Source organism: Pseudomonas sp. G34 (assembly GCF_031119625.1).
GTDB lineage: Bacteria > Pseudomonadota > Gammaproteobacteria > Pseudomonadales > Pseudomonadaceae > Aquipseudomonas.
Genome location: NZ_JAVHZV010000006.1, coordinates 1 through 20,528 on the forward strand (window position 1 = coordinate 1; position 20,528 = coordinate 20,528).

The window sequence follows — 20,528 nt, forward strand, 5'->3', positions numbered from 1 at the left end:
CAAGACCTGCGCCGCACGTTCCATCGCCGTTCGCGGGCATGGCCCGCTCCCACATTCGTCCCGCAGGCAACTCTGCCACCCGAAGAACTCATGCCATCAGCCCGTAACCTGCGGTTGAGCAACGCGAAACCCAGGAAGCCCCGGGTGTCGCTGCGCTCGACCCGGGCTACAGCACGTCATCAGCCCCAGGGCGAGTACAAATGCACGCCATCAGCGCACGACAGGTGCCTCCATGCACCCGAGCGGAACATTCGCCGCCTTGCGCCATCCACGCCAAAAGCGCCGATAAACCGCTAAAAGCCAGCATTCATGGGCCCTGCAACGAATTCATAAAACTTGGCACGCCACCTGCAATGGTACTGATAACCCAGTTTCGGGGACCTTGGTACAGGCAGGCCGGGGATTCCCCTCTTTCTTTGGGAGCCTCGGTACAGGCAGGCCGGGACCTCCCTTCTTTCTTCGGGGACTCTGATACAGGCAGATCAGATAATCCCCCTTTTCTTCGGGAGCCCTGGTACAGGCAGGCCGGGACCTCCCTCTTTTCTTCGCTACTGCGGCGCCAGACGAACCGTCAGGCGCCAGCGGCCTTCCACCTTCTCGGCATCCATTGCAGCGCGCAGCGGGCGAGCCGCCACCACGCGCACTTCCAGCTCGCGACCTTCACGCACCACGCGCCAGTTGGCGGCACGCCCGGCAATCTGTAGCTGGCCCTGGCGCTCACGGCCCAGCCCTTCGAAGCGCAGCGCAAAGGTGCCATGGGCATCGCTGACCTGCACCTGCGGCTCGACGTTGAACCACAGCAGCAGGCGATCATCCTGGGCCTCGACCGCCTTGAGGTGCATGGCGTCCGGATGAAACAGCCGGCCAATCATCAGCCCGACCAGAAAGCCGAGGATCGCCAACGAGCCGATCACCCGCACCCAGGGGCGGGGCCTTGGCGGCTTATCCGGCGTAGAATGGCGCCCGTCTTCTGGCCTGGAGCCGTGCATGTTTCATGTAATCCTTTTTCAACCGGAAATTCCGCCCAACACCGGCAACATTATCAGGCTCTGCGCCAACAGCGGCTGCCACCTGCACCTGATCGAGCCACTGGGCTTCGAGCTGGACGACAAGCGCCTGCGCCGCGCCGGGCTGGACTATCACGAATACGCGCCACTCAAGCGCCACGCCAGCCTGGAAGCGTGCCTGGAAAGCCTCGGCCAGCCGCGGGTCTTCGCCTTTACCACCAAGGGCTCGCAACCCTTCCATGAAGTGGCCTACCAGCCGGGCGATGCCTTTCTGTTCGGCCCGGAAAGCCGTGGCCTGCCCCAGGAGATCCGCGACGCCTTGCCGGAGGCGCAACGCGTGCGCCTGCCGATGCGTGAAGGCTGTCGCAGCCTGAACCTGTCCAACAGCGTGGCAGTGGCCGTGTACGAGGCCTGGCGCCAGCACGGCTTCGCCATGGACTGAGGGCAACGTCTGTAGCCCTACGTTGAGCGCAGGCTACGAACCCCAGCCAATAAAAAACGCCCCGAAGGGCGTTTTGTGTGCGGCAACCGATAACTCAGTTGGCCTGTTGGCGCTGCAGCTCCTGGGCGTACAGGGCGTCGAAGTTCACCGGAGCCAGCATCAGCGCCGGGAACGAGCCGCGTACCACCAGGCTGTCCAGGGTTTCACGGGCATAGGGGAACAGGATGTTCGGGCAGAACGCACCGAGGGTGTGGCTCATGGACTCGGCATCCAGGCCCTTGATCAGGAAGATACCAGCCTGCTGCACTTCGGCGATGAAGGCGGTTTCTTCACCGTTCTTGACGGTCACCGAGAGGGTCAGCACCACTTCGTGGAAGTCGCCTTCCAGGCCTTTCTGGCGGGTGTTGAGATCCATCGAGACGCTCGGCGTCCACTCCTGGCGGAAGATCTCGGGGCTCTTCGGCGCTTCGAAGGACAGGTCACGCACGTAGATGCGCTGCAGGGAAAACTGAGGAGTCTGTTCGCCTTGGGCGGCGCCGTTAGCTTGTTCGGTCATGGGGCAAAGCCTTCTGCTATAGGACTTAAAGGAAAATCAGGCGTTGAGCAGCGCGTCGAGCTTGCCGGCCCGCTCCAGGGCAAACAGATCGTCGCAGCCACCCACATGGGTATCACCGATCCATATCTGCGGCACCGAGGTGCGGCCGGCCTTGCGCGTCATCTCGGCGCGCACGTCGGGTTTGCCGTCGACACGGATCTCGTCGAACGACACGCTTTTGCTGGTCAACAGCTGCTTGGCGCGGATGCAGTAGGGGCACCAGTCGCTGGAGTAGATGACGACCTGTGCCATGTCACTTCACCACGGGCAGGTTGTCGCCACGCCAGGTGGCGATGCCGCCCCCCAGACGCGCAGCGGTGAAACCGGCCTTCTGCAGTTCACGGGCGGCGGTGCCGGCCTGCTGGCCCAGGGCGTCGACGACGATGATGGTCTTGGCCTTGTGTTTCTCGAGCTCGGCAAGGCGCGAGGCCAGCTTGTCGTAGGGGATGTTCAGGGCACCGACGATATGGCCGGTGTCGAAATCCTTCTTGCTGCGAATGTCGACCACTACGCCTTCATCGCGGTTGATCAGCGCCGTCACTTCACGGCTGCTCAGGCTTTTGCCGCCCTTGCTCAGTTCGGTGAAGATCAGCAGCGCGAGAATGATGACGAACAGACCGGCTAGGATGAAGTGGTTGGTAGCGAATTCAATCAGGTTGGCAAGCATCACGCGGTTCCGGGGCGGTAAAATGCCGGCCAGTATACACAGCCCGGTGAGTCCACCAAAGGCCGCACGGCGGTGACGGGATCTTTCCGGCGCCGTAGAATGTCTGACCGTTTTCAGTAGGTCGCCTCCCCGGGCGGCCGCCTCCGGATCGCCGCGGGCGAACATGCACTCGCTCCCGGCCTTCATTGCGTACCCCAAGCAGAGCGAGCCCCGTATGAGCGCAGCGCCCAAACCCCTGGTTCTGGTCATTCTCGACGGCTTCGGCCACAGCGACACGCCCGAGCACAACGCCATTTTCGCCGCCAAGACGCCGGTCTATGACCGCCTGCGTGCCACCCAGCCCCATGGGCTGATTTCCGGCAGCGGCATGGACGTCGGCCTGCCGGACGGGCAGATGGGCAACTCCGAGGTCGGCCACATGAACCTGGGCGCGGGCCGCGTGGTGTATCAGGACTTCACCCGGGTGACCAAGGCGATCCGCGACGGCGAGTTCTTCGAGAACCCGGCGATCACCGGCGCCGTAGACAAGGCAGTCGGCGCCGGCAAGGCGGTGCACATCCTCGGCCTGCTGTCCGATGGCGGCGTGCACAGCCACCAGGATCACCTGGTCGCCATGGCCGAACTGGCCGCGCGCCGCGGCGCCGAGAAGATCTACCTGCACGCCTTTCTCGACGGCCGCGACACCGCACCGAAAAGCGCCCTGGGCTCCATCGAACTGCTCGAGGCCACCTTCGCCAGGCTCGGCAAGGGCCGCATCGCCTCGCTGATCGGCCGCTACTTCGCCATGGACCGCGACAACCGCTGGGACCGCGTGGCCCAGGCCTACAGCCTGATCGCCGATGGCCACAGCCAATACCAGGCGGACACCGCCGTGGCCGGCCTGCAAGCCGCCTATGCCCGCGACGAGAGCGACGAGTTCGTCAAGGCCACCAGCATCGGCGAGCCGGTGCGTGTCGAGGATGGCGACGCCGTGGTGTTCATGAACTTCCGCGCCGACCGCGCCCGCGAGCTGACCCGCGCCTTCGTCGAGCCGGGCTTCGATGCCTTCGAGCGCGCCCGCGTGCCGCAGACCGCCGGTTTCATCATGCTCACCCAGTACGCGGCCAGCATCGACACGCCCAGCGCCTACAAGCCCGAGCCGCTGGTCAACGTGCTTGGCGAATACCTGGCCAACAACGGCAAGACCCAACTGCGCATCGCCGAGACCGAGAAATACGCCCACGTGACCTTCTTCTTCTCCGGCGGCCGTGAAGAACCCTTCCCGGGCGAAGAGCGCATCCTGATCCCCTCGCCGAACGTCGCCACCTACGACCTGCAGCCGCAGATGAATGCGCCCGAAGTGACCGACAAGATCGTCGACGCCATCGAGAACCAGCGCTTTGATGTGATCGTGGTCAACTACGCCAACGGCGACATGGTCGGCCACACCGGCGTGTTCGAGGCGGCAGTTGCGGCGGTCGAATGCCTGGACACCTGCGTCGGGCGCATCGTCGCGGCGCTGGACAAGGTCGGCGGCGAAGCGCTGATCACCGCCGACCACGGCAACGTCGAGCAGATGCAGGACGAGTGCACCGGCCAGGCGCACACCGCGCACACTTGCGAGCCAGTACCGTTCATCTATGTCGGCAAGCGCCAGGTGAGCATCCGCGAAGGCGGCGTGCTGGCCGATGTGGCGCCCACCCTGCTGACCCTGATGGGCCTGCCGATTCCCAAGGAAATGACCGGCACCAGCATCGTCACCTTCGACTGAACGATATCGGCCACCGGTCGACAGTGGCACGCCTTGGGTCGCAATCCGCGATCCGGGGCGTTCTTTTTAACCCGCGCCAAAGGCATACTAGGCGCGTTCCCCGCCAGGTATCGCCTGCACCATGCTCCGTGTCCTCACTTTCATCCTCATGACCAGCCTGCTGGCACCGGCGTTCGCCGATCAGAAAGCCGATACCCAGAAGCAGCTGGAAGCGGCGCGCGCCGACGTCGCCGAATTGAAGAAACTGCTGGAGCAACTGCAGCAGGAAAAATCCGGCGTACAGAAGCAGCTCAAGACCACCGAAACCGAAATGGGTGAGCTGGAGAACCAGGTCAAGGGCCTGCGCGAGGAACTGCAGGACAGCGAAGAAGAGCTCAAGCGCCTCGATCAGGAGAAAAAAAAACTCCAGGGCGCGCGCCTTGAACAGCAACGACTGATCGGCATCCAGGCCCGCGCGGCCTACCAGGGCGGGCGTCAGGAGTACATCAAGCTGTTGCTCAACCAGCAGAACCCGGAAAAATTCTCCCGCACCCTCACCTACTACGATTACCTCGCCGAAGCGCGCCTGGCCCAGCTGACGGCCTTCAACGAGACGCTGCGCCAGTTGGCCAACGTCGAGAAGGACATCAGCCATCACCAGGCACAGCTGCAGGCGCAGAAAGGCGAGCTGGACAGCCGCAGCGCCCAGCTGGCCGAAGTGCGCAAGGAACGTCAGCAGGCCCTGGCCAAGCTGAACAAGGATTACGCCGCCCGTGATCAGCGCCTCAAGGCGCGCGAGCAGGAGCAGGCCGAACTCGCAAGGGTGCTCAAGACCATCGAGCAAACCCTCGCCCGCCAGGCTCGCGAAGCCGAGGCGCAGCGCCAGCGTGAGCTCGCCGCGGCGCGCGACAAGCCCAGCACCCCGGCGGCCACCGGCAAGCGTGCCGAGAGCGGCCCACTGGTCAGCTCCGGCGCCACCTATGGCGGCCCGTTCGCCAGCGCCAAAGGCAAGCTGCCGTGGCCAGTCAATGGCCGACTTGTTGCAAGATATGGAACCCCACGGGGCGAAGATGCTCGGACTAAGTGGGATGGCGTGCTGATCGGTGCCGCCGCTGGCAGCCAGGTACGCGCCGTGCATGGTGGTCGAGTGGTGTTCGCAGACTGGTTGCGCGGTTCCGGGCTTCTGGTCATTCTCGACCATGGCAACGGTTACCTGACCCTGTACGGGCACAACCAGAGCCTGCTCAAGGACGCCGGAGACATCGTCAAGGCCGGGGATCCCATCGCCACCGTCGGTACCAGCGGCGGCCAGGACACCCCAGCACTGTATTTCGCGATTCGCCAGCAGGGCCGCGCCAGCGATCCGGCCCAATGGTGTCGGGCGCAAGGATAAGCGCCATCTCATTGTCGTAGGAGTTAGTTCCAATGCCGCATCTGTCCCGCCTCACCTCCCTGGCCCTGGCGATTGCCCTGCTCGGTGGCGCACCTGTGCTGCATGCCGACCAGGCTCCAATCGCTCCGCCGCCGGCCGCCGACCAGAATGCAGCACCGCTGCCACTGGACGAGCTGCGCACCTTCGCCGAGGTGATGGATCGCATCAAGGCTGCCTACGTCGAGCCGGTCACCGACAAGGAACTGCTGGAGAACGCCATCAAGGGCATGCTCAGCAACCTCGACCCGCACTCGGCCTACCTCGACCCGAAAGCCTTCGCCGAACTGCAGGAGAGCACCAGTGGCGAATTCGGCGGCTTGGGTATCGAGGTCGGCACCGAAGATGGTTTCATCAAGGTGGTCTCGCCCATCGATGACACCCCGGCCTCCAAGGCCGGCATCCACCCCGGCGACCTGATCGTCAAGATCGACGGCAAGCCGACCAAGGGCCAGTCGATGATGGAAGCCGTGGAGCAAATGCGCGGCAAGGCCGGCAGCAAGATCGTCCTGACCCTGGTGCGCGAAGGCGGCAAGCCGTTCGACGTCGAGCTGACCCGCGCGGTGATCAAGGTCACCAGCGTACGCAGCCAGATGATCGACCCGGGTTACGGCTACATCCGCGTCACCCAGTTCCAGGTCAACACCGGCGAGGAAGTCGGCAAGGCCCTGAACAAGCTGCGCAAGGAAAACGGCAAGAAACTCAGCGGCCTGGTACTCGACCTGCGCAACAACCCGGGTGGCGTGCTGCAGTCGGCCGTGGAAGTGGCCGACCACTTCCTCAAGAAGGGCCTGATCGTCTACACCAAGGGGCGTATCCCCAACTCCGAGCTGCGCTTCTCGGCCGACCCGCTGGATGCCAGCGAAGGCGTGCCGCTGGTGGTGCTGATCAACGGCGGCAGCGCCTCGGCCTCGGAGATCGTCGCCGGCGCCCTGCAGGATCACAAGCGTGGCATCCTGATGGGCACCGACAGCTTCGGCAAGGGCTCGGTACAGACCGTGCTGCCGCTGAACAACGACCGCGCCCTGAAGATCACCACCGCGCTGTACTTCACCCCCAATGGCCGCTCCATCCAGGCCCAGGGCATCGTCCCGGACGTGGAAGTGGCGCGCGCCAAGCTGACCCGCGAGAGCGACGACCCGACGCTCAAGGAAGCCGATCTGCAGGGCCACCTCGGCAATGGCAACGGCGGCGCCGACCGGCCAAGCCAGGGCGCGCCCGGCAAGGCGGCCCGCCCGCAGGACGACGACTACCAGCTGAGCCAAGCGCTAAACCTGCTCAAGGGCCTGAACGTCACCCGCGCCGACTAAGCGTCAGCCGTAATGAGAAGCCCCGCTGCAGGCGACTGCAGCGGGGCTTTTTGTTGGCCGCGGGAGTAACGCCCCCTCGCGGCAGGCCTTGCGCTGGGCAAAAGGAAGGTTCTTCGCATTTTTGGGGAATGCTTGGTTGAGACCGGACTGGCAATAAGTGTTAGCTGCCGATGACTTGGCACTCTCCATTAGCACGCCGCCTGGCCGTGTGGGTTTCGCCCCTTACGGGCGAGTCACTTTCTCTTGCTTGCCCAAGAGAAAGTAACCAAAGAGAAGGGCACCCCACCATCCGGCCCCGGCTGCGCCGGGGTTCCCTCATTCCATCCCCACTCCAGGGGCACGCTGCGAAGGGCCATCCCTGGCCCATCGCAGCTCTCGCGACATCCATGTCGCTCAACCCCTTACGTGGTGATTCCACTCGGCCTCCTGAAGGGGAATTGGGCGTCGCCTGTACGATCGCAGCTCAAGAGCAAAAGCAAAAACAGACGCCGCCGAGCTTGAGCCCGTGGAAATCTCGCAAGTTCGCGCTCCGGTCCCGTCAGGAGGCCGAGTGGAGGTGTTGCGTAGGGGGACGAGCCGCATGGATGCGGCGAGAGGCTTAATGGGCCAGGGATGGCCCATGTAAGCCGGCCCCCGGAGCGGCGCCGGAGCGAGGAAACGCAGCGAAGCGGAGTAACAGCCGAAAGGCTGGCCCGTAGGGTGAGCAACGCGAATCAAGTTTCGCGCAGCGAAACCCGGATGCCGGGGTGCCCTTCTTTGGCACACCTTTCTTGGGCAAGCAAGGAAACGTAGCGAAGCGCAGTAACAGCCGCAGGCTGGCCCGAAGGGTGAGCGAAGCGAATCAAGGTGTGGCGCCCGTAAGGGGCGCAACACAAAGGTTCAGCAGACGCGGTAAAGGATGGTGCTAAGTGATACGCACACAAACTTGCCAGTCCGGTATCAAGACTGACTCTCCCGAGATTCCCGGAAGAACCAAAACAAAGCCCGCCACAGCGATCGGCCGTGGCGGGCTTTGCCTGGCGCAGCTACAGGTAGTTGTTGGTCATCTCGTCGATAAAGCCTTCGCTGCGCATTTCGTCGAGGGCCTTCTGCAGGCGCTGCACCACTTCATCCGGGGTGTCCTTGTTGAGCGCCAGGTACAGCTCGGCCTCGTTGAAACGCAGTACGGTATTGAGGCCACTCACGCCCTCCTGCTTGGCCAGGTAACGGCCGACCGGGTCGGTGGTGGCCCACAGGTCGATCTTGCCGCTGGTGAGCTTCTTGACGTTCTCCTGGTCACGCAGGGCGTTGACCGGCGTCAGGCCCTGGCTTTCCAGGTGCTGGCTGACCGCGTCGTTCTTGTAGGCGCCGATGGTGTACTGGCCGGCGTCCTTGAGGCTCTTCACGGTCAGGTTATTACCCGGCGCAGAGAGCAGCACCCAGCCGGTCTTGGCCAGCGGCCCGACCCACTTGAACAGCGGCTGGCGCTCGGCGGTGAAGGTGGTGGAGAACAGCCCGTAGTTGGGCTTGTCGAGGGTCAGCTTGTAGAGGCGATCCCAGGGGAAGCGCAGGGTCAGGCTGTACTTGATGTCGGCACGCTTGAACATCTCGCGGACGATCTCGGCGTTGATGCCATCGATGCCGTCGTCACGGGCGAAGTTCTTGTCGTCCACCGCCATGTTGAAGGGCGGAAAGTTCTCGGTCAGCAGTACCACCTTGTAGTCGGCTGGCAGCTCGGCCCTGGCCGTGCAAGCGATCAAGGTAAGCCCGAGTAGTGCAATGGTCTTCAATGTGTTCAACATCTGTCGTCCCCGCCACGTGGTTATGATTATGGTTGGCGGCCTCCTGCCGAACTGCGCACCACCGCCTTCCTGGCGAGGGTGGCCGCGCACCTGGGTGCACGGCACCATGAACGCCGAATCATCGCCACGCCAGCGCCCCTCAGCGCTTTGGCGTGCCTATAGATAACTGTTGAGGATGCTGTCGACGATCCCCTCAGCGCGCATCTTGTCCAGTTCTGATTGCAGCTTCTGTACCACCTCGTCCGGCACCTCCTTGTTGAGTGCCAGATACAGCTGCGCGCTGTTGAAACGCAGCAGGGTCTTCAGGCCGCTGACGCCCTCCTGGCGAGCCAGATAGCGCCCTGCTGGATCACCGGTGGCCCACAGGTCGATCTGCCCGGCCATCAGCTTCTTGGCATTCTCCTGGTCGCGCAACGAGGTCACCGGCTGCAGGCCCTGCTTTTCCAGGTGCTCGGCAATCGCATCGCCCTTGTAGGCGCCAATGCGGTACTGCTTGGCCTGCTGCAGGTTGTTCACCACCAGCTTGCTGTCACCGCGGGCCAGCAGCACCCAGTCGTCCGGGCCGATGGGGCCGACCCATTTGAACAGCCCCTCACGCTCGGGCAGCCGCGCGGTCACGAACACGCCATAGCCGGGCTTTTCCAGCGCGAGTTTGTAGATGCGATCCCAGGGAAAGCGCAGGGTCAGGCTGTACTTGATGCCGGCGCGCTTGAACATTTCACGCACCACGTCGACGGCGATGCCATCAACGTTGTCTTCCTGGGCGAAGTTCTTGCCGTTGATCGCCATGTTGTACGGCGGGAAGTTTTCCGTCAGCAACACCACGTTGTAGTTCGGGTCGATTTCGGCGCGTGCTGCCGATGCCATCAAAAGCAGGGCACTTGCCGCTGCCAACCACAGACGTTTGCACATGTACTGGACTACCTGTCATTCGAAGCGTTGACGGGCGGCCGGAAAGGGAGCGCCCGGCGTGACCGGGCGTCTGGGCAGAAGTGGCGAGCTAGACGCCCTGGCTTGACCCGATCCTTGTCACACGGATGCTAGCTTAGCGCCATTAGCGAGCATCCAAAAGGGCAATCGCACCAAGTTGGGCGCAGCGCCTGCTCCTGCGCGGTCGTGCGGACCTGTCGACGGCCCTAGCGCATCACGATGCCGCGGCTGGCCATGTAGGCCTTGGCCTCGGGAACGGTGTACTCGCCAAAGTGGAAGATGCTCGCCGCCAGCACCGCAGCAGCCTTGCCTTCGAGAATGCCATCGGCCAGGTGCTGCAGGTTGCCGACGCCGCCGGAAGCGATCACCGGAATACCGACCGCCTCGCTGATGGCGCGGGTCACGCCCAGGTCATAGCCGCTCTTCACGCCGTCCTGGTCCATGCTGGTGAGCAGGATCTCGCCGGCGCCCAGGCCTTCCATCTTCATCGCCCACTGCACGGCGTCCAGGCCGGTCGGCTTGCGGCCACCGTGGGTGAAGATCTCCCAACGCGGCGCCTCGCCGGGGGCAGAGACCTTCTTGGCATCGATGGCCACCACGATGCACTGCGAGCCGAAGCGCGAGGCCGCCTCGCCGACGAACTCGGGGGTGAACACCGCGGCGGTGTTGATCGACACCTTGTCGGCACCGGCGTTGAGCAGGTTGCGGATGTCCGCCACGCTGCGCACACCGCCGCCCACGGTCAGCGGGATGAACACCTGGCTGGCCATGCGCTCGACGGTGTGCAGCGTGGTGTCACGGCCATCGACGCTGGCGGTGATGTCGAGAAAGGTAATCTCGTCGGCGCCCTGCTCGTCATAGCGACGGGCGATCTCCACCGGATCACCGGCGTCGCGGATGTTCTCGAACTTGACGCCCTTGACCACACGGCCGTTGTCGACGTCGAGACAGGGGATGATGCGCTTAGCCAGTGCCATACGGAGCTCCCGTAGGGTGGGTGCAACCCACCGATAAAGATTGCGTCAACTGCGGTGGGTTGCCACCCACCCTACTTCAGCCGCGGAAGTTGTCGCAGAACGCCTGCGCTTCGGCCACGTCCAGGGTGCCTTCGTAGATCGCCCGGCCGGTGATGGCACCGACGATGCCCGGCGCGCGGGCCAGCAGCAGCTTCTCGATATCGCCCAGGTTGTGGATACCGCCCGACGCGATCACCGGAATGCGGCTGGCAGCGGCCAGCGCCGCAGTGGCTTCGACGTTGCAGCCCTGCATCATGCCGTCCTTGGCGATATCGGTGTAGACGATCGCCGAGACGCCATCGGCCTCGAACCGCCTGGCCAGGTCGGTGGCCTGCACGCTGCTGACTTCAGCCCAGCCATCGGTGGCGACGAAACCGTCCTTGGCGTCCAGGCCGACGATGACCTTGCCGGGGAAGGCCTTGCAGGCGTCGGTGACGAACTGCGGATCCTTCACCGCCTTGGTGCCGATGATCACGTAGCTGACGCCGGCCTTGACGTAATGCTCGATGGTTTCCAGCGAGCGAATGCCGCCGCCGATCTGGATCGGCAGGTTCGGGTAGCGCTTGGCGATGGCGGTGACCACCTCGCCATTCACCGGCTGGCCCTCGAAGGCGCCATTGAGGTCGACCAGGTGCAGACGACGGCAGCCGCCCTCGACCCACTTGGCGGCCATGCTCACCGGGTCATCGGAGAATACCGTGGAGTCTTCCATGCGGCCCTGGCGCAGACGCACGCAGGCGCCGTCCTTGAGGTCGATAGCGGGGATAATCAGCATCTGCACACCTTGTCTCGTTCAGTCAGCCGTAGCTGGAATCAATCTTTCTCGAGCGCCCACAGGTCGACTTCGAGGCTTTCGAAGCGCTCGCGCAGCAAACTGTGCGCATCGGTGACCGCTCGGTTGTAGTAATGCGGGGCGATATCGCGGCCAAACAGCTCGAGCAGCTCCAGCACCTCGAAGGAGCCCAGCTCCAGCTCGAAGCGCTCGCTCAGAAAGCGCTGCAGTTTGTGCACCGCAGCGCTTTCCTGCTCGGGTGTGAGCGTGAGGATCGGCGCCTTGAGCCTGGCCATTTACCAGCGGCCATCCCAGGCGGCAAAGTTCTGCAGCAACTGCAGGCCGTGGGTGTGGCTCTTCTCGGGGTGGAACTGTACGGCGAAGCGCGAACCGTCGGCCAGGGCGGCGGCGAAGTCCTTGCCGTAATGGCCACGGCCGACCACCTGCTGCGCCTTGGCCGCCTCGATGTAGTAGCTGTGCACGAAGTAGAAACGCGCCTGCTCGGGGATGTTGTGCCACAGCGGGTGCTTGACCGCCTGGCTCACCTCGTTCCAGCCCATATGGGGGACTTTCAGCGGCTCGCCGTCTTCGACCATGTCCTTGCCGAAGAAGCGCACCTGGCCGGGGAACAGGCCGATGCAGTCGACGCCGTCGTTCTCTTCACTGCGCTCGAGCAGTGCCTGCATGCCCACGCAGATCCCCAGGAACGGGCGGTCCTGACTGACTTCACGCACCAGGTCGTCGAAACCCAGGCGGCAGATCTCGGCCATGCAGTCGCGGATCGCGCCGACACCGGGAAACACCACGCGGTCGGCTTCACGGATCACCTGGGCATCGCTGGTCACCAGCACACGACCGGCGCCCACGTGCTCGAGGGCCTTGGCCACCGAGTGCAGGTTGCCCATGCCGTAATCGATGACGGCTACCGTCTGCATCAGAGCACGCCCTTGGTCGAGGGCATCTGCCCGGCCATGCGCGGGTCGAGTTCGACGGCCATGCGCAGCGCGCGGCCGAAGGCCTTGAACACGGTCTCGATCTGGTGGTGAGTGTTCACCCCACGCAGGTTGTCGATGTGCAGGCTGACCTGGGCGTGGTTGACGAAGCCCTGGAAGAATTCCTGGAACAGGTCGACATCGAAGCCGCCGACCACCGCACGGGTGAACGGCACGTGCATCTGCAGGCCGGGGCGACCGGAGAAGTCGATGACCACGCGCGACAGCGCTTCATCCAGCGGCACGTAGGAATGGCCGTAACGGGTCATGCCCTTCTTGTCGCCGACCGCCTTGGCGAACGCCTGACCGAGGGTGATGCCGACGTCTTCGACGGTGTGGTGATCGTCGATGTGCAGGTCGCCCTTGCAGAAGATGTCCAGGTCGATCAGACCATGACGGGCGATCTGATCGAGCATGTGCTCGAAGAACGGCACGCCGGTATCGAAAGTGGCCTTGCCGCTGCCATCCAGATTGATCGAGACCTTGATCTGGGTCTCCAGGGTATTGCGCTCGACGGATGCCGTACGTTCGGCCATCACCTGCTCCACAAAATCGTTGGGCGAAAGGGCGAACATTATAGGCTGATAAGCGGCCAAGCCATAAAGCCGTCCGGCAAAAATGCCGCAAAGGCGCAAGCCGCGCTACAACGTGGCAAGACGCTCGCCTCTGCACCACTAAATCGCAGGCATAAAAAATCCCGCTGATGCGCGAAGCGTCAGCGGGATTTTAGTGCGACTCACGATCTCGCGAGCTAGAGCCCTGCAAGGCAAAAACAGGCGAGGAAGCGGAATGTACTTTTGTACATGAGCATTCCGAGCCTGTTTTTAACGCCGCAGGGCCGACGCGCAGCAGATCGTGCTTACTGGAACAGTACGACGGTCTTCTGCAGGGTAATCCAAACACCCCAGGCCAGCGGCAGACCAACGGCCAGCCAGGCAGCGATCACCAGCGGCTTGCTCGACGGATCGGCAGCCCACTCCAGTTCGGCAGCGGACGGCTTGGATTTCTCGCCATGGGCGCGCTCGGCGGCCAGTTCTGCGTCAGTCATGAAGTACTTCGGATCCACCGGGCGCACCAGCAGGTTGCAGATGAAGCCCAACACCAGCAGGCCGGCGAGGATGTACAGGGTGATGTCGTAAGCGGCAGCGCGTTCGACGCCGATGCTCAGCTGATACTCACGCAGGTAGTTCACCAGTACCGGGCCCAGCACGCCAGCGAAGGCCCAAGCAGTCAGCAGGCGGCCGTGGATGGCGCCAACCATCTGGGTGCCGAACAGGTCGGCCAGGTAGGCCGGAACGGTGGCGAAGCCGCCGCCGTACATCGACAGGATCAGGCAGAAGGCGAACACGAACAGCGCGATGCTGCCCAGGTGACCGGTCCACGGAACCAGCGCGTACAGGGTGAAGCCCAGCGCGAAGAACACGAAGTAGGTCGCTTTACGACCGATCAGGTCGGAGAACGAAGCCCAGAAGAAACGGCCGCCGATGTTGAACAGGCTCAGCAGGCCGGTGAAGCCCGCCGCGATGGCGGCGATCTGGCCCAGCTGTGCAGCGTCCAGTTGGCTGAATGGCACGTTCAGGCCGATCAGCTTGCCACCGAAGACTTCCTGCAGCATGGGCGAAGCCATGCCGATGATGCCGATACCGGCCGATACGTTCAGGCACAGTACGGCCCAGACCAGCCAGAATTGCGGGGTTTTCCACGCGGTGTTCACGTGGACGTGGCCCTTGGTGATCATCGCGTTGTTGGCCTTGGCAGCCGGAGCGACCCAGCCAGCAGGCTTCCAGCCGGTTGGCGGAACGCGGTAAGCCAGGGCACCGCCGACCATGAAGACGAAGTAGATCACCGCCATGACCACGAAGCTCTGCCATACGCCGACGCTGCTTTCATTGGCGAAGTGGCCCATCAGCGCTGCCGCCAGGGGAGCACCGACCATCGCGCCGCCACCGAAGCCCATGATGGCCATACCGGTGGCCATGCCGCGCTTGTCCGGGAACCACTTGATCAGCGTCGAGACCGGGGAGATGTAGCCCAGGCCCAGGCCGATACCACCGATCACACCGGAGCCGACCCACATCAGCCAGATCTGGTGGGTATAGATACCCAGCGCGGAGATCAGCAGACCGCCACACCAGCACACGGCCGAAACCAGACCCGCTTTACGCGGACCTGCGTGCTCCAGCCAGCCGCCCCATACAGCAGCCGCGCAACCCAGGAACACGAAGAACAGGGTGTAGATCCAGCCCAGCATGGAAATCTGCCAGTCGCAGTTGCTGGCGAAGATCTGCTCGAAGAAACCGATGTCAGCCGCACATGCCACTGGCGCGGTGATCCCAATGGCCTTGGACAACGGCAGCCAGAATACGGAGAACCCGTAGGCCATGCCGATGCACAGGTGGATGGCGAGAGCAGCTGGCGGAACCAGCCAGCGGTTGAAACCGGGCTTAGCGATGATGCGCTCCTTGGACAGGAATGCAGGCGTCGCCGAAGCACCGTTTTGCACGGTGGCGTCAGTCATGTTTTCTTCTCTGATTAGGTTGGCAAACAGGTAATTACTGGCGAAACCTCGATAAAAGCGTCGCCGAAACAACGAGTAAGTACGGGAGAGTCCATTCGCTCTAGCTGGTCGCTAGCTCCCGTGACATTGTGTCACATCGCCATGGCTGCTTTGCAACATCCAAACACCATTTTGCGGGTCTACAGCACCTTTCTAGACATTGATTTCGGCATTTCTCGACGACCGGTAGAAAACTGGCGCCAAAATAAGCACCCAGTATTCCCTCGACGCGGCGCAACGATACCGAGCACGGGTGACAGTTCGATTGCGCAGGGCCGGTACAGCGAATCAGCCCTGTGTCGCAGCATAGCCAAGCCTCGGTTTCGCACCCGCAGCATTGCCCGACCAGGTCGCGAGTGACTGCATGCGCAGCGCGAACGGCAAATCGGCAAGATTTAATGCCGCAAATCTCGGCTAACCATGGTCTACCAGCACGGGTAACGCGGCTCGGCACGCCGGCCACTGGCTGCGAACCCGACCACAGGTATCTACCACGGCCTTTAACCCTGGGTACGCCGTGGGCGTTATACTCGCGGATTCAACTTTCTCGTCACTGCATAGGACTCGTCCATGAAAGCGCTCGGCAAAATCCTGGGTCTGTTCTTCCTCGGACTACTGCTGATCATCGTGGCGTTGGGCTTTGCCCTGACTCACCTCTTCGATCCCAACGATTACAAAGATGAAATCCGCCAATTGGCGCGGGACAAGGCCAACCTCGAGTTGACCCTCAATGGCGACATTGGCTGGAGCCTGTTCCCCTGGCTGGGCCTGGAGCTGACCGACGCCACGCTGGCCAGCGCCAGCACGCCGGACAAGCCCTTCGCCAACCTGCGCCTGCTCGGCCTGTCGGTGCGCGTGCTGCCGCTGCTGCGCAAGGAAGTGCAGATGAGCGACATCCGCGTCGATGGCCTGAACCTCGATCTGCAGCGCGACGAGAACGGTCATGGCAACTGGGAAGACGTCGGCCGCCCGGCCGCCAAACCAGGCGAGACGCCGGCCGAGCAGACTGCCGCCAATGACGCAGGGCAAGCGCCAAGCGAGCCGGCCCAGGACAGCGGCGGCCAGCCGATCAAGCTGGACATCGACAGCCTGATCGTCAACGGCGCCCGGGTCGACTACCGCGACGCCCAGAAGGGCCAGCAATTCAGCGCCGAAAGCATCCAGCTGACCACCGGAGCGATCCGCGAAGGCGCCGGCGTGCCGATCAAGCTCAGCGCCTTCTTCGGCAGCAACCAGCCGGTGATGCGCGCCCGCACCGAACTGCAGGGCGAGCTGCGCTTCGACCGCGTCCTCAAGCGCTACCAGCTCGAAGATGCACGCCTGTCCGGCGAAGCGTCCGGCGAGCCGTTCAATGGTCAAACCCTCACCTATGCCGCCCAGGGCCAGTTGCTGGTCGACCTGGCGGCGCAGGTCGCCGAATGGAACGGCCTCAAGCTGTCTGCCAACCAGCTGCGCGCCCTGGGCGAACTGAAGGTTCGCGACCTGCAGAGCGAGCCGAAGCTGTCCGGTGGCTTGTCCGTGGCGCCGGTCAACCTGCGTGAATTCCTCGCCAGCCTTGGCCAGAAACTGCCGCCGATGAGCGACGAGAAAACCCTGGCGCAATTCGAAATGGTCACCCAGCTGGGCGGCACCGCCAACAGCCTGTCGCTGGACGAGCTGACCCTCAAGCTCGACGACAGCACCTTTACCGGCAAGCTCGCCGTGGCCGACTTCGCCAAGCAGGCCCTGCGCGTGCAGCTCAAGGGCGACAAGCTCGACCTCGACCGTTACCTGCCGCCCGCAGGCAAGGACAACAAGGACGCCGACTCGGCGCGCAAGGCCGAGGTGCGTGAAACCGTTGCCAATGCCGGCCAGGCCGGTACCACACCGGTGCCCAACGCACCGACCCAGCACGCCTGGAGTTCCAGCGAAGTGCTGCCGATCCCGACCCTGCGCAAGCTCGATTTGCAGGCCAACCTGACCCTCGAGCAACTGACCCTGCAGAAGCAGGCGCTCAGCAACGTCAGCCTCAAGGCCCGCAGCCAGGGCGGCGCGCTGAACCTCGAAGAGTTGCGCGGCAACCTCGGCAACGGCAGCTTCGCCATCAAGGCCGATGCCGATGTGCGCCCTGCCGTGCCGGTACTCAGCCTGCACACCCAATTGAGCGGCATGCCGGTCGAGCCCTTCCTCAAGGACCAACAGCGGCCCTCGCCACTCAAGGGCCTGCTCGACCTGAACAGCGACCTGACCACCAGCGGCAACAGCCAGAAGGCCTGGGTCGATGCCCTCAACGGCACCGCCAGCTTCATGCTCAAGGATGGTGTGCTGGTCGACGCCAACCTGGAGCAGCAGCTGTGCCGCGGCATTTCCACCCTCAACCGCAAGCAGTTGAGCAGCGAGCCCCGCAGCAAGGACACACCGTTCGAACGCCTGCAGGGCAGCCTGAGCATCCGCAACGGCGTGGCCAACAACCCCGATTTGCAGGCCCGCATTCCCGGCCTGAGCGTGGCCGGTAATGGTGACGTCGACCTGCGCGTGCTGGGCCTGGACTACCGCGTCGGCATCACCATCGAAGGCGACCAGCGGGAAATGCCGGACCCGGCCTGCGAGGTCAACCAGCGCTACGCCGGCATCGCCTGGCCGCTGCATTGCCGCGGCCCGCTGGAGCTGGGCGCCAAGGCCTGCCGCCTGGATCAGGAAGGCATGGGCAAGGTCGCCGCCAAACTGGCCGGTGACCGTATCAACGAGAAGCTCGAAGAGAAGCTTGGCGACAAGGTCAGCCCGGAACTCAAGGACGCGCTCAAGGGCCTGTTCAAGCGATGACCCCCGAGCAATTCTCCAGCGCCGTGCTGCGCTGGTACGACACCCATGGGCGCAAGGACCTGCCCTGGCAGCAGAACATCACGCCCTACCGCGTATGGGTGTCGGAAATCATGCTGCAGCAGACCCAGGTCAGCACCGTGCTCGGCTACTTCGACCGTTTCATGAGCGCACTGCCCACCGTGCGCGACCTGGCCGAGGCGCCGGAAGACGAAGTGCTGCACCTGTGGACGGGGCTGGGTTACTACACCCGCGCCCGCAACCTGCAGAAGACCGCACGGATCGTCATGCGTGAACATGGCGGCGAATTCCCGCGCAGCGTCGAAGCGCTCACCGAACTGCCCGGCATTGGCCGCTCCACCGCCGGCGCCATCGCCAGCCTGAGCATGGGCCTGCGCGCACCGATTCTCGACGGCAACGTCAAGCGCGTGCTGGCCCGCTTCGTCGCCCAGGAAGGCTATCCGGGCGAGCCCAAGGTGGCCAAGCAGCTGTGGGCCGTGGCCGAGCGCTTTCTGCCGCAAGAGCGCGTCAACCATTACACCCAGGCGATGATGGACCTTGGCGCCACGCTGTGTACGCGCAGCAAGCCGACCTGCCTGCTCTGCCCGGTGCAGAGCGGCTGCGAGGCGCACCTGCTGGGCCTGGAGATTCGTTATCCGGTGGCCAAACCGCGCAAGGAGCTGCCACAGAAACGCACCCTGATGCCGATACTGGCCAGCCGCGAAGGCGCCATCCTGCTCTATCGCCGCCCTTCCAGCGGCCTCTGGGGCGGCCTCTGGAGCCTGCCGGAGCTCGACGACCTGGACGCGCTGAACCTGCTGGCCGAGCAGCACCAGCTGCACCTGGGCGAGCGTCGCCAACTCGATGCAATCACCCATACCTTCAGCCACTTCCAGTTGGCCATCGATCCCTGGCTGATCGAGGTCGAGGGCGTGTCCGGCTACGTGGCCGAGGCCGACTGGCTCTGGTATAACCTCGCCACCCCACCGCGCCTGGGCCTCGCCGCCCCGGTCAAGAAATTGCTTAAACGCGCGGCCGACGCATTGAATACAGGAGAAATGGCATGACCCGCACCGTGATGTGCCGCAAGCACAAACAGCAACTCCCCGGCCTCGACCGCGCGCCCTACCCTGGCGCCAAGGGCGAAGACATCTTCCAGAACGTCTCCAAGCAGGCCTGGAATGAATGGCAGAAGCACCAGACCCTGCTGATCAACGAGCGTCGCCTGAACATGATGAACGCCGAAGACCGCAAGTTCCTGCAGGCCGAGATGGACAAGTTCCTGTCCGGCGAAGACTACGCCCAGGCCGAAGGCTACGTGCCGCCCAGCGAATAAGCGGCCTGAGACGTAAGCGCCCGGAATATTTAAATATTTTCCAAAAAAAGGTTTGACACCCCAAGGCTAAAACCGTTTAATACGCGCCGTTGCCCAGGTAGCTCAGTCGGTAGAGCAGGGGATTGAAAATCCCCGTGTCGGCGGTTCGATTCCGTCCCTGGGCACCACCTTTCTTCTCAGGTGGTGCCAGCATCACATGAGAAAATAAACAACCGGCCTTGAGCCGGTTTTTTATTGCCTGCGAAAAAGTACCGTCCGGCCGACAGCCTGAACATGCCTACCGATTGCCGCCTCCATATGCACAGACCTCGCGCCTGACGGCCGAGCCTGAACGCAATCGGAGCCAGCCATGCACCTCAATATTGCCTTGAATGCCGCCAACGATCCGAAGCAGCCGCCGGCCGAGCCCCACGAGACGCCGATCAACGATCCGGGCAACGAGGATCCAGGTTCCATCGTCGACGACCCGGATAGCCCGTTCAGCCCGCAGCGGCCCATAGAAGAACCGGGCAAGCCTCGCCCGGAAAAGCGCTGAATGCCCCATAGCTCGGGTTGAGCGAAGCGATACCCGGGGTCTGCATTTTGTGCAGGTGTCTGCCGGGGCGCTTGATGGGTTACGGCGCGTGAAGATGCGCACAGGACATCGGATCGGGTAGCGCCTTCACCCATCCTACGGGCGCTAAGGACTCTGTGGGAGCGGGCCATGCCCGCGAAACGTCCCCGCCCATTCCCACATTGGGCAGACGAACGTGGCCGCCTGCGCCTCAATCGAGCAGATGGGCGATCTGCGTGCTCAGGGTTTCCAGGGTGAAGGGCTTGCTCAGCAGCGGCGCGGAGTCGAGCAGGGCGCTGCCGGTCTCACGCACTTCGGCGGGGTGGCCGCTGATGAAGATCACCTTGAGATCCGGGCGCAGCAGCAGCGCCGGTTCGGCGATGCGCACGCCGGAGACGCCGTCGGGCAGGCGGAAGTCGGTGATCAGCAGGTCCAGGTGCGGCTTGGTGGCGAGGATGGCGAAGGCATCGGTGGCGCAGTCGGCCTGCAGCACCTGATAGCCCTCGCCCTGCAGGTATTCGGCCAGCAGCATGAGCAGCAGTGGATCGTCCTCGACGATCAGTACGGTTCGTGTCACATCGTTCATTTGCCCTGCTCCTGCCTATTTCCGCGC

Annotated in this window: 21 protein-coding genes and 1 tRNA gene; 9 read left to right on the plus strand and 13 right to left on the minus strand. The window is 63.7% G+C overall.

The features are described 5' to 3' along the window. Positions 1-548 precede the first annotated feature (548 nt). Positions 549-989 (minus strand): hypothetical protein, encoded by a 441-nt coding sequence (locus QYS36_RS03120; RefSeq protein ID WP_308838115.1) that lies wholly within the window; start codon positions 987-989, stop codon positions 549-551. Between QYS36_RS03120 and trmL the strand changes: the two genes are divergently transcribed. Then, a complete protein-coding gene (gene trmL, locus QYS36_RS03125) occupies positions 988-1,449 on the plus strand; it encodes a tRNA (uridine(34)/cytosine(34)/5-carboxymethylaminomethyluridine(34)-2'-O)-methyltransferase TrmL (RefSeq protein ID WP_308838116.1) in 462 nt (153 codons plus the stop codon). The genes QYS36_RS03120 and trmL overlap by 2 nt on opposite strands. Positions 1,450-1,543: 94 nt before the next feature. Here trmL and secB read toward each other — a convergent pair whose 3' ends face one another. Genes secB through QYS36_RS03140 form a run of 3 tightly spaced genes read right to left on the minus strand, consistent with a single transcriptional unit; the run spans position 1,544 to position 2,711 of the window. Next, complete coding sequence (gene secB / locus QYS36_RS03130) at positions 1,544-2,005, minus strand: protein-export chaperone SecB (RefSeq protein ID WP_111461109.1); 462 nt, start codon at positions 2,003-2,005, stop codon at positions 1,544-1,546. Between the two features lie 36 nt (positions 2,006-2,041). Beyond that, positions 2,042-2,296, minus strand: coding sequence for a glutaredoxin 3 (grxC, locus tag QYS36_RS03135; RefSeq protein ID WP_111461110.1), 255 nt, complete (start codon positions 2,294-2,296; stop codon positions 2,042-2,044). A gap of 1 nt (position 2,297) precedes the next feature. Continuing rightward, positions 2,298-2,711 carry a rhodanese-like domain-containing protein gene (locus QYS36_RS03140; protein ID WP_111461111.1) on the minus strand — a complete coding sequence of 138 codons (414 nt, stop codon included), beginning with the start codon at positions 2,709-2,711 and terminating at the stop codon, positions 2,298-2,300. Positions 2,712-2,925: 214 nt separating this feature from the next. On the opposite strand from QYS36_RS03140, the gene gpmI reads away from it, so the two are divergent. The 3 genes from gpmI to QYS36_RS03155 all read left to right on the plus strand — a co-directional run bounded on the left by gpmI (position 2,926) and on the right by QYS36_RS03155 (position 7,179). After that, on the plus strand, positions 2,926-4,461 hold the full coding sequence (gene gpmI, locus QYS36_RS03145) for a 2,3-bisphosphoglycerate-independent phosphoglycerate mutase (protein WP_308838117.1): 1,536 nt from the start codon (positions 2,926-2,928) through the stop codon (positions 4,459-4,461). 121 nt (positions 4,462-4,582) lie between these two features. Further along, a complete protein-coding gene (locus tag QYS36_RS03150; protein ID WP_308838118.1) occupies positions 4,583-5,833 on the plus strand; it encodes a murein hydrolase activator EnvC in 1,251 nt (416 codons plus the stop codon). 32 nt (positions 5,834-5,865) lie between these two features. Continuing rightward, complete coding sequence (locus tag QYS36_RS03155; protein ID WP_308838119.1) at positions 5,866-7,179, plus strand: S41 family peptidase; 1,314 nt, start codon at positions 5,866-5,868, stop codon at positions 7,177-7,179. A 1,025-nt stretch (positions 7,180-8,204) separates the two neighbouring features. Here the strand turns inward: QYS36_RS03155 and QYS36_RS03160 are convergent. From QYS36_RS03160 to QYS36_RS03195, 8 genes are all read right to left on the minus strand, one after another. Beyond that, positions 8,205-8,960 (minus strand): ABC transporter substrate-binding protein, encoded by a 756-nt coding sequence (locus QYS36_RS03160; protein ID WP_308838120.1) that lies wholly within the window; start codon positions 8,958-8,960, stop codon positions 8,205-8,207. Between the two features lie 156 nt (positions 8,961-9,116). Further along, positions 9,117-9,872 carry a substrate-binding periplasmic protein gene (locus QYS36_RS03165; protein ID WP_374990411.1) on the minus strand — a complete coding sequence of 252 codons (756 nt, stop codon included), beginning with the start codon at positions 9,870-9,872 and terminating at the stop codon, positions 9,117-9,119. A 224-nt stretch (positions 9,873-10,096) separates the two neighbouring features. Next, a complete protein-coding gene (gene hisF, locus QYS36_RS03170) occupies positions 10,097-10,867 on the minus strand; it encodes an imidazole glycerol phosphate synthase subunit HisF (RefSeq protein WP_308838122.1) in 771 nt (256 codons plus the stop codon). A gap of 76 nt (positions 10,868-10,943) precedes the next feature. Beyond that, complete coding sequence (gene hisA, locus QYS36_RS03175; protein WP_308838123.1) at positions 10,944-11,681, minus strand: 1-(5-phosphoribosyl)-5-[(5-phosphoribosylamino)methylideneamino]imidazole-4-carboxamide isomerase; 738 nt, start codon at positions 11,679-11,681, stop codon at positions 10,944-10,946. A gap of 38 nt (positions 11,682-11,719) precedes the next feature. Next, on the minus strand, positions 11,720-11,974 hold the full coding sequence (locus QYS36_RS03180; RefSeq protein ID WP_308838124.1) for a DUF2164 domain-containing protein: 255 nt from the start codon (positions 11,972-11,974) through the stop codon (positions 11,720-11,722). Further along, positions 11,975-12,613: an imidazole glycerol phosphate synthase subunit HisH gene (gene hisH, locus QYS36_RS03185; protein WP_308838125.1), complete on the minus strand. Its 639-nt coding sequence runs from the start codon at positions 12,611-12,613 to the stop codon at positions 11,975-11,977. Beyond that, positions 12,613-13,206, minus strand: a complete 594-nt coding sequence (gene hisB, locus QYS36_RS03190) for an imidazoleglycerol-phosphate dehydratase HisB (protein WP_308838126.1) — start codon at positions 13,204-13,206, stop codon at positions 12,613-12,615. Before hisB ends, hisH begins: the two co-directional genes overlap by 1 nt. Positions 13,207-13,529: 323 nt before the next feature. Further along, entirely contained in the window at positions 13,530-15,188 is a 1,659-nt protein-coding gene (locus QYS36_RS03195; protein WP_308838127.1) for an OFA family MFS transporter, read from the minus strand. A gap of 609 nt (positions 15,189-15,797) precedes the next feature. Here QYS36_RS03195 and QYS36_RS03200 point away from each other — a divergent pair. The 5 genes from QYS36_RS03200 to QYS36_RS03220 all read left to right on the plus strand — a co-directional run bounded on the left by QYS36_RS03200 (position 15,798) and on the right by QYS36_RS03220 (position 19,897). Then, positions 15,798-18,029, plus strand: coding sequence for an AsmA family protein (locus QYS36_RS03200; RefSeq protein WP_308838128.1), 2,232 nt, complete (start codon positions 15,798-15,800; stop codon positions 18,027-18,029). Further along, complete coding sequence (mutY, locus tag QYS36_RS03205) at positions 18,026-19,093, plus strand: A/G-specific adenine glycosylase (protein ID WP_308838129.1); 1,068 nt, start codon at positions 18,026-18,028, stop codon at positions 19,091-19,093. Before QYS36_RS03200 ends, mutY begins: the two co-directional genes overlap by 4 nt. Next, complete coding sequence (locus tag QYS36_RS03210; RefSeq protein WP_308838130.1) at positions 19,090-19,362, plus strand: oxidative damage protection protein; 273 nt, start codon at positions 19,090-19,092, stop codon at positions 19,360-19,362. Before mutY ends, QYS36_RS03210 begins: the two co-directional genes overlap by 4 nt. 91 nt (positions 19,363-19,453) lie before the next feature. Continuing rightward, positions 19,454-19,529: transfer RNA gene (locus QYS36_RS03215), tRNA-Phe, on the plus strand. Between the two features lie 182 nt (positions 19,530-19,711). Further along, positions 19,712-19,897, plus strand: coding sequence for a hypothetical protein (locus QYS36_RS03220; protein WP_146259825.1), 186 nt, complete (start codon positions 19,712-19,714; stop codon positions 19,895-19,897). Positions 19,898-20,126: 229 nt separating this feature from the next. Here the strand turns inward: QYS36_RS03220 and QYS36_RS03225 are convergent, their stop codons facing one another. Next, positions 20,127-20,501 carry a response regulator gene (locus QYS36_RS03225; RefSeq protein WP_308838131.1) on the minus strand — a complete coding sequence of 125 codons (375 nt, stop codon included), beginning with the start codon at positions 20,499-20,501 and terminating at the stop codon, positions 20,127-20,129. Between the last annotated feature and the right edge of the window lie 27 nt (positions 20,502-20,528).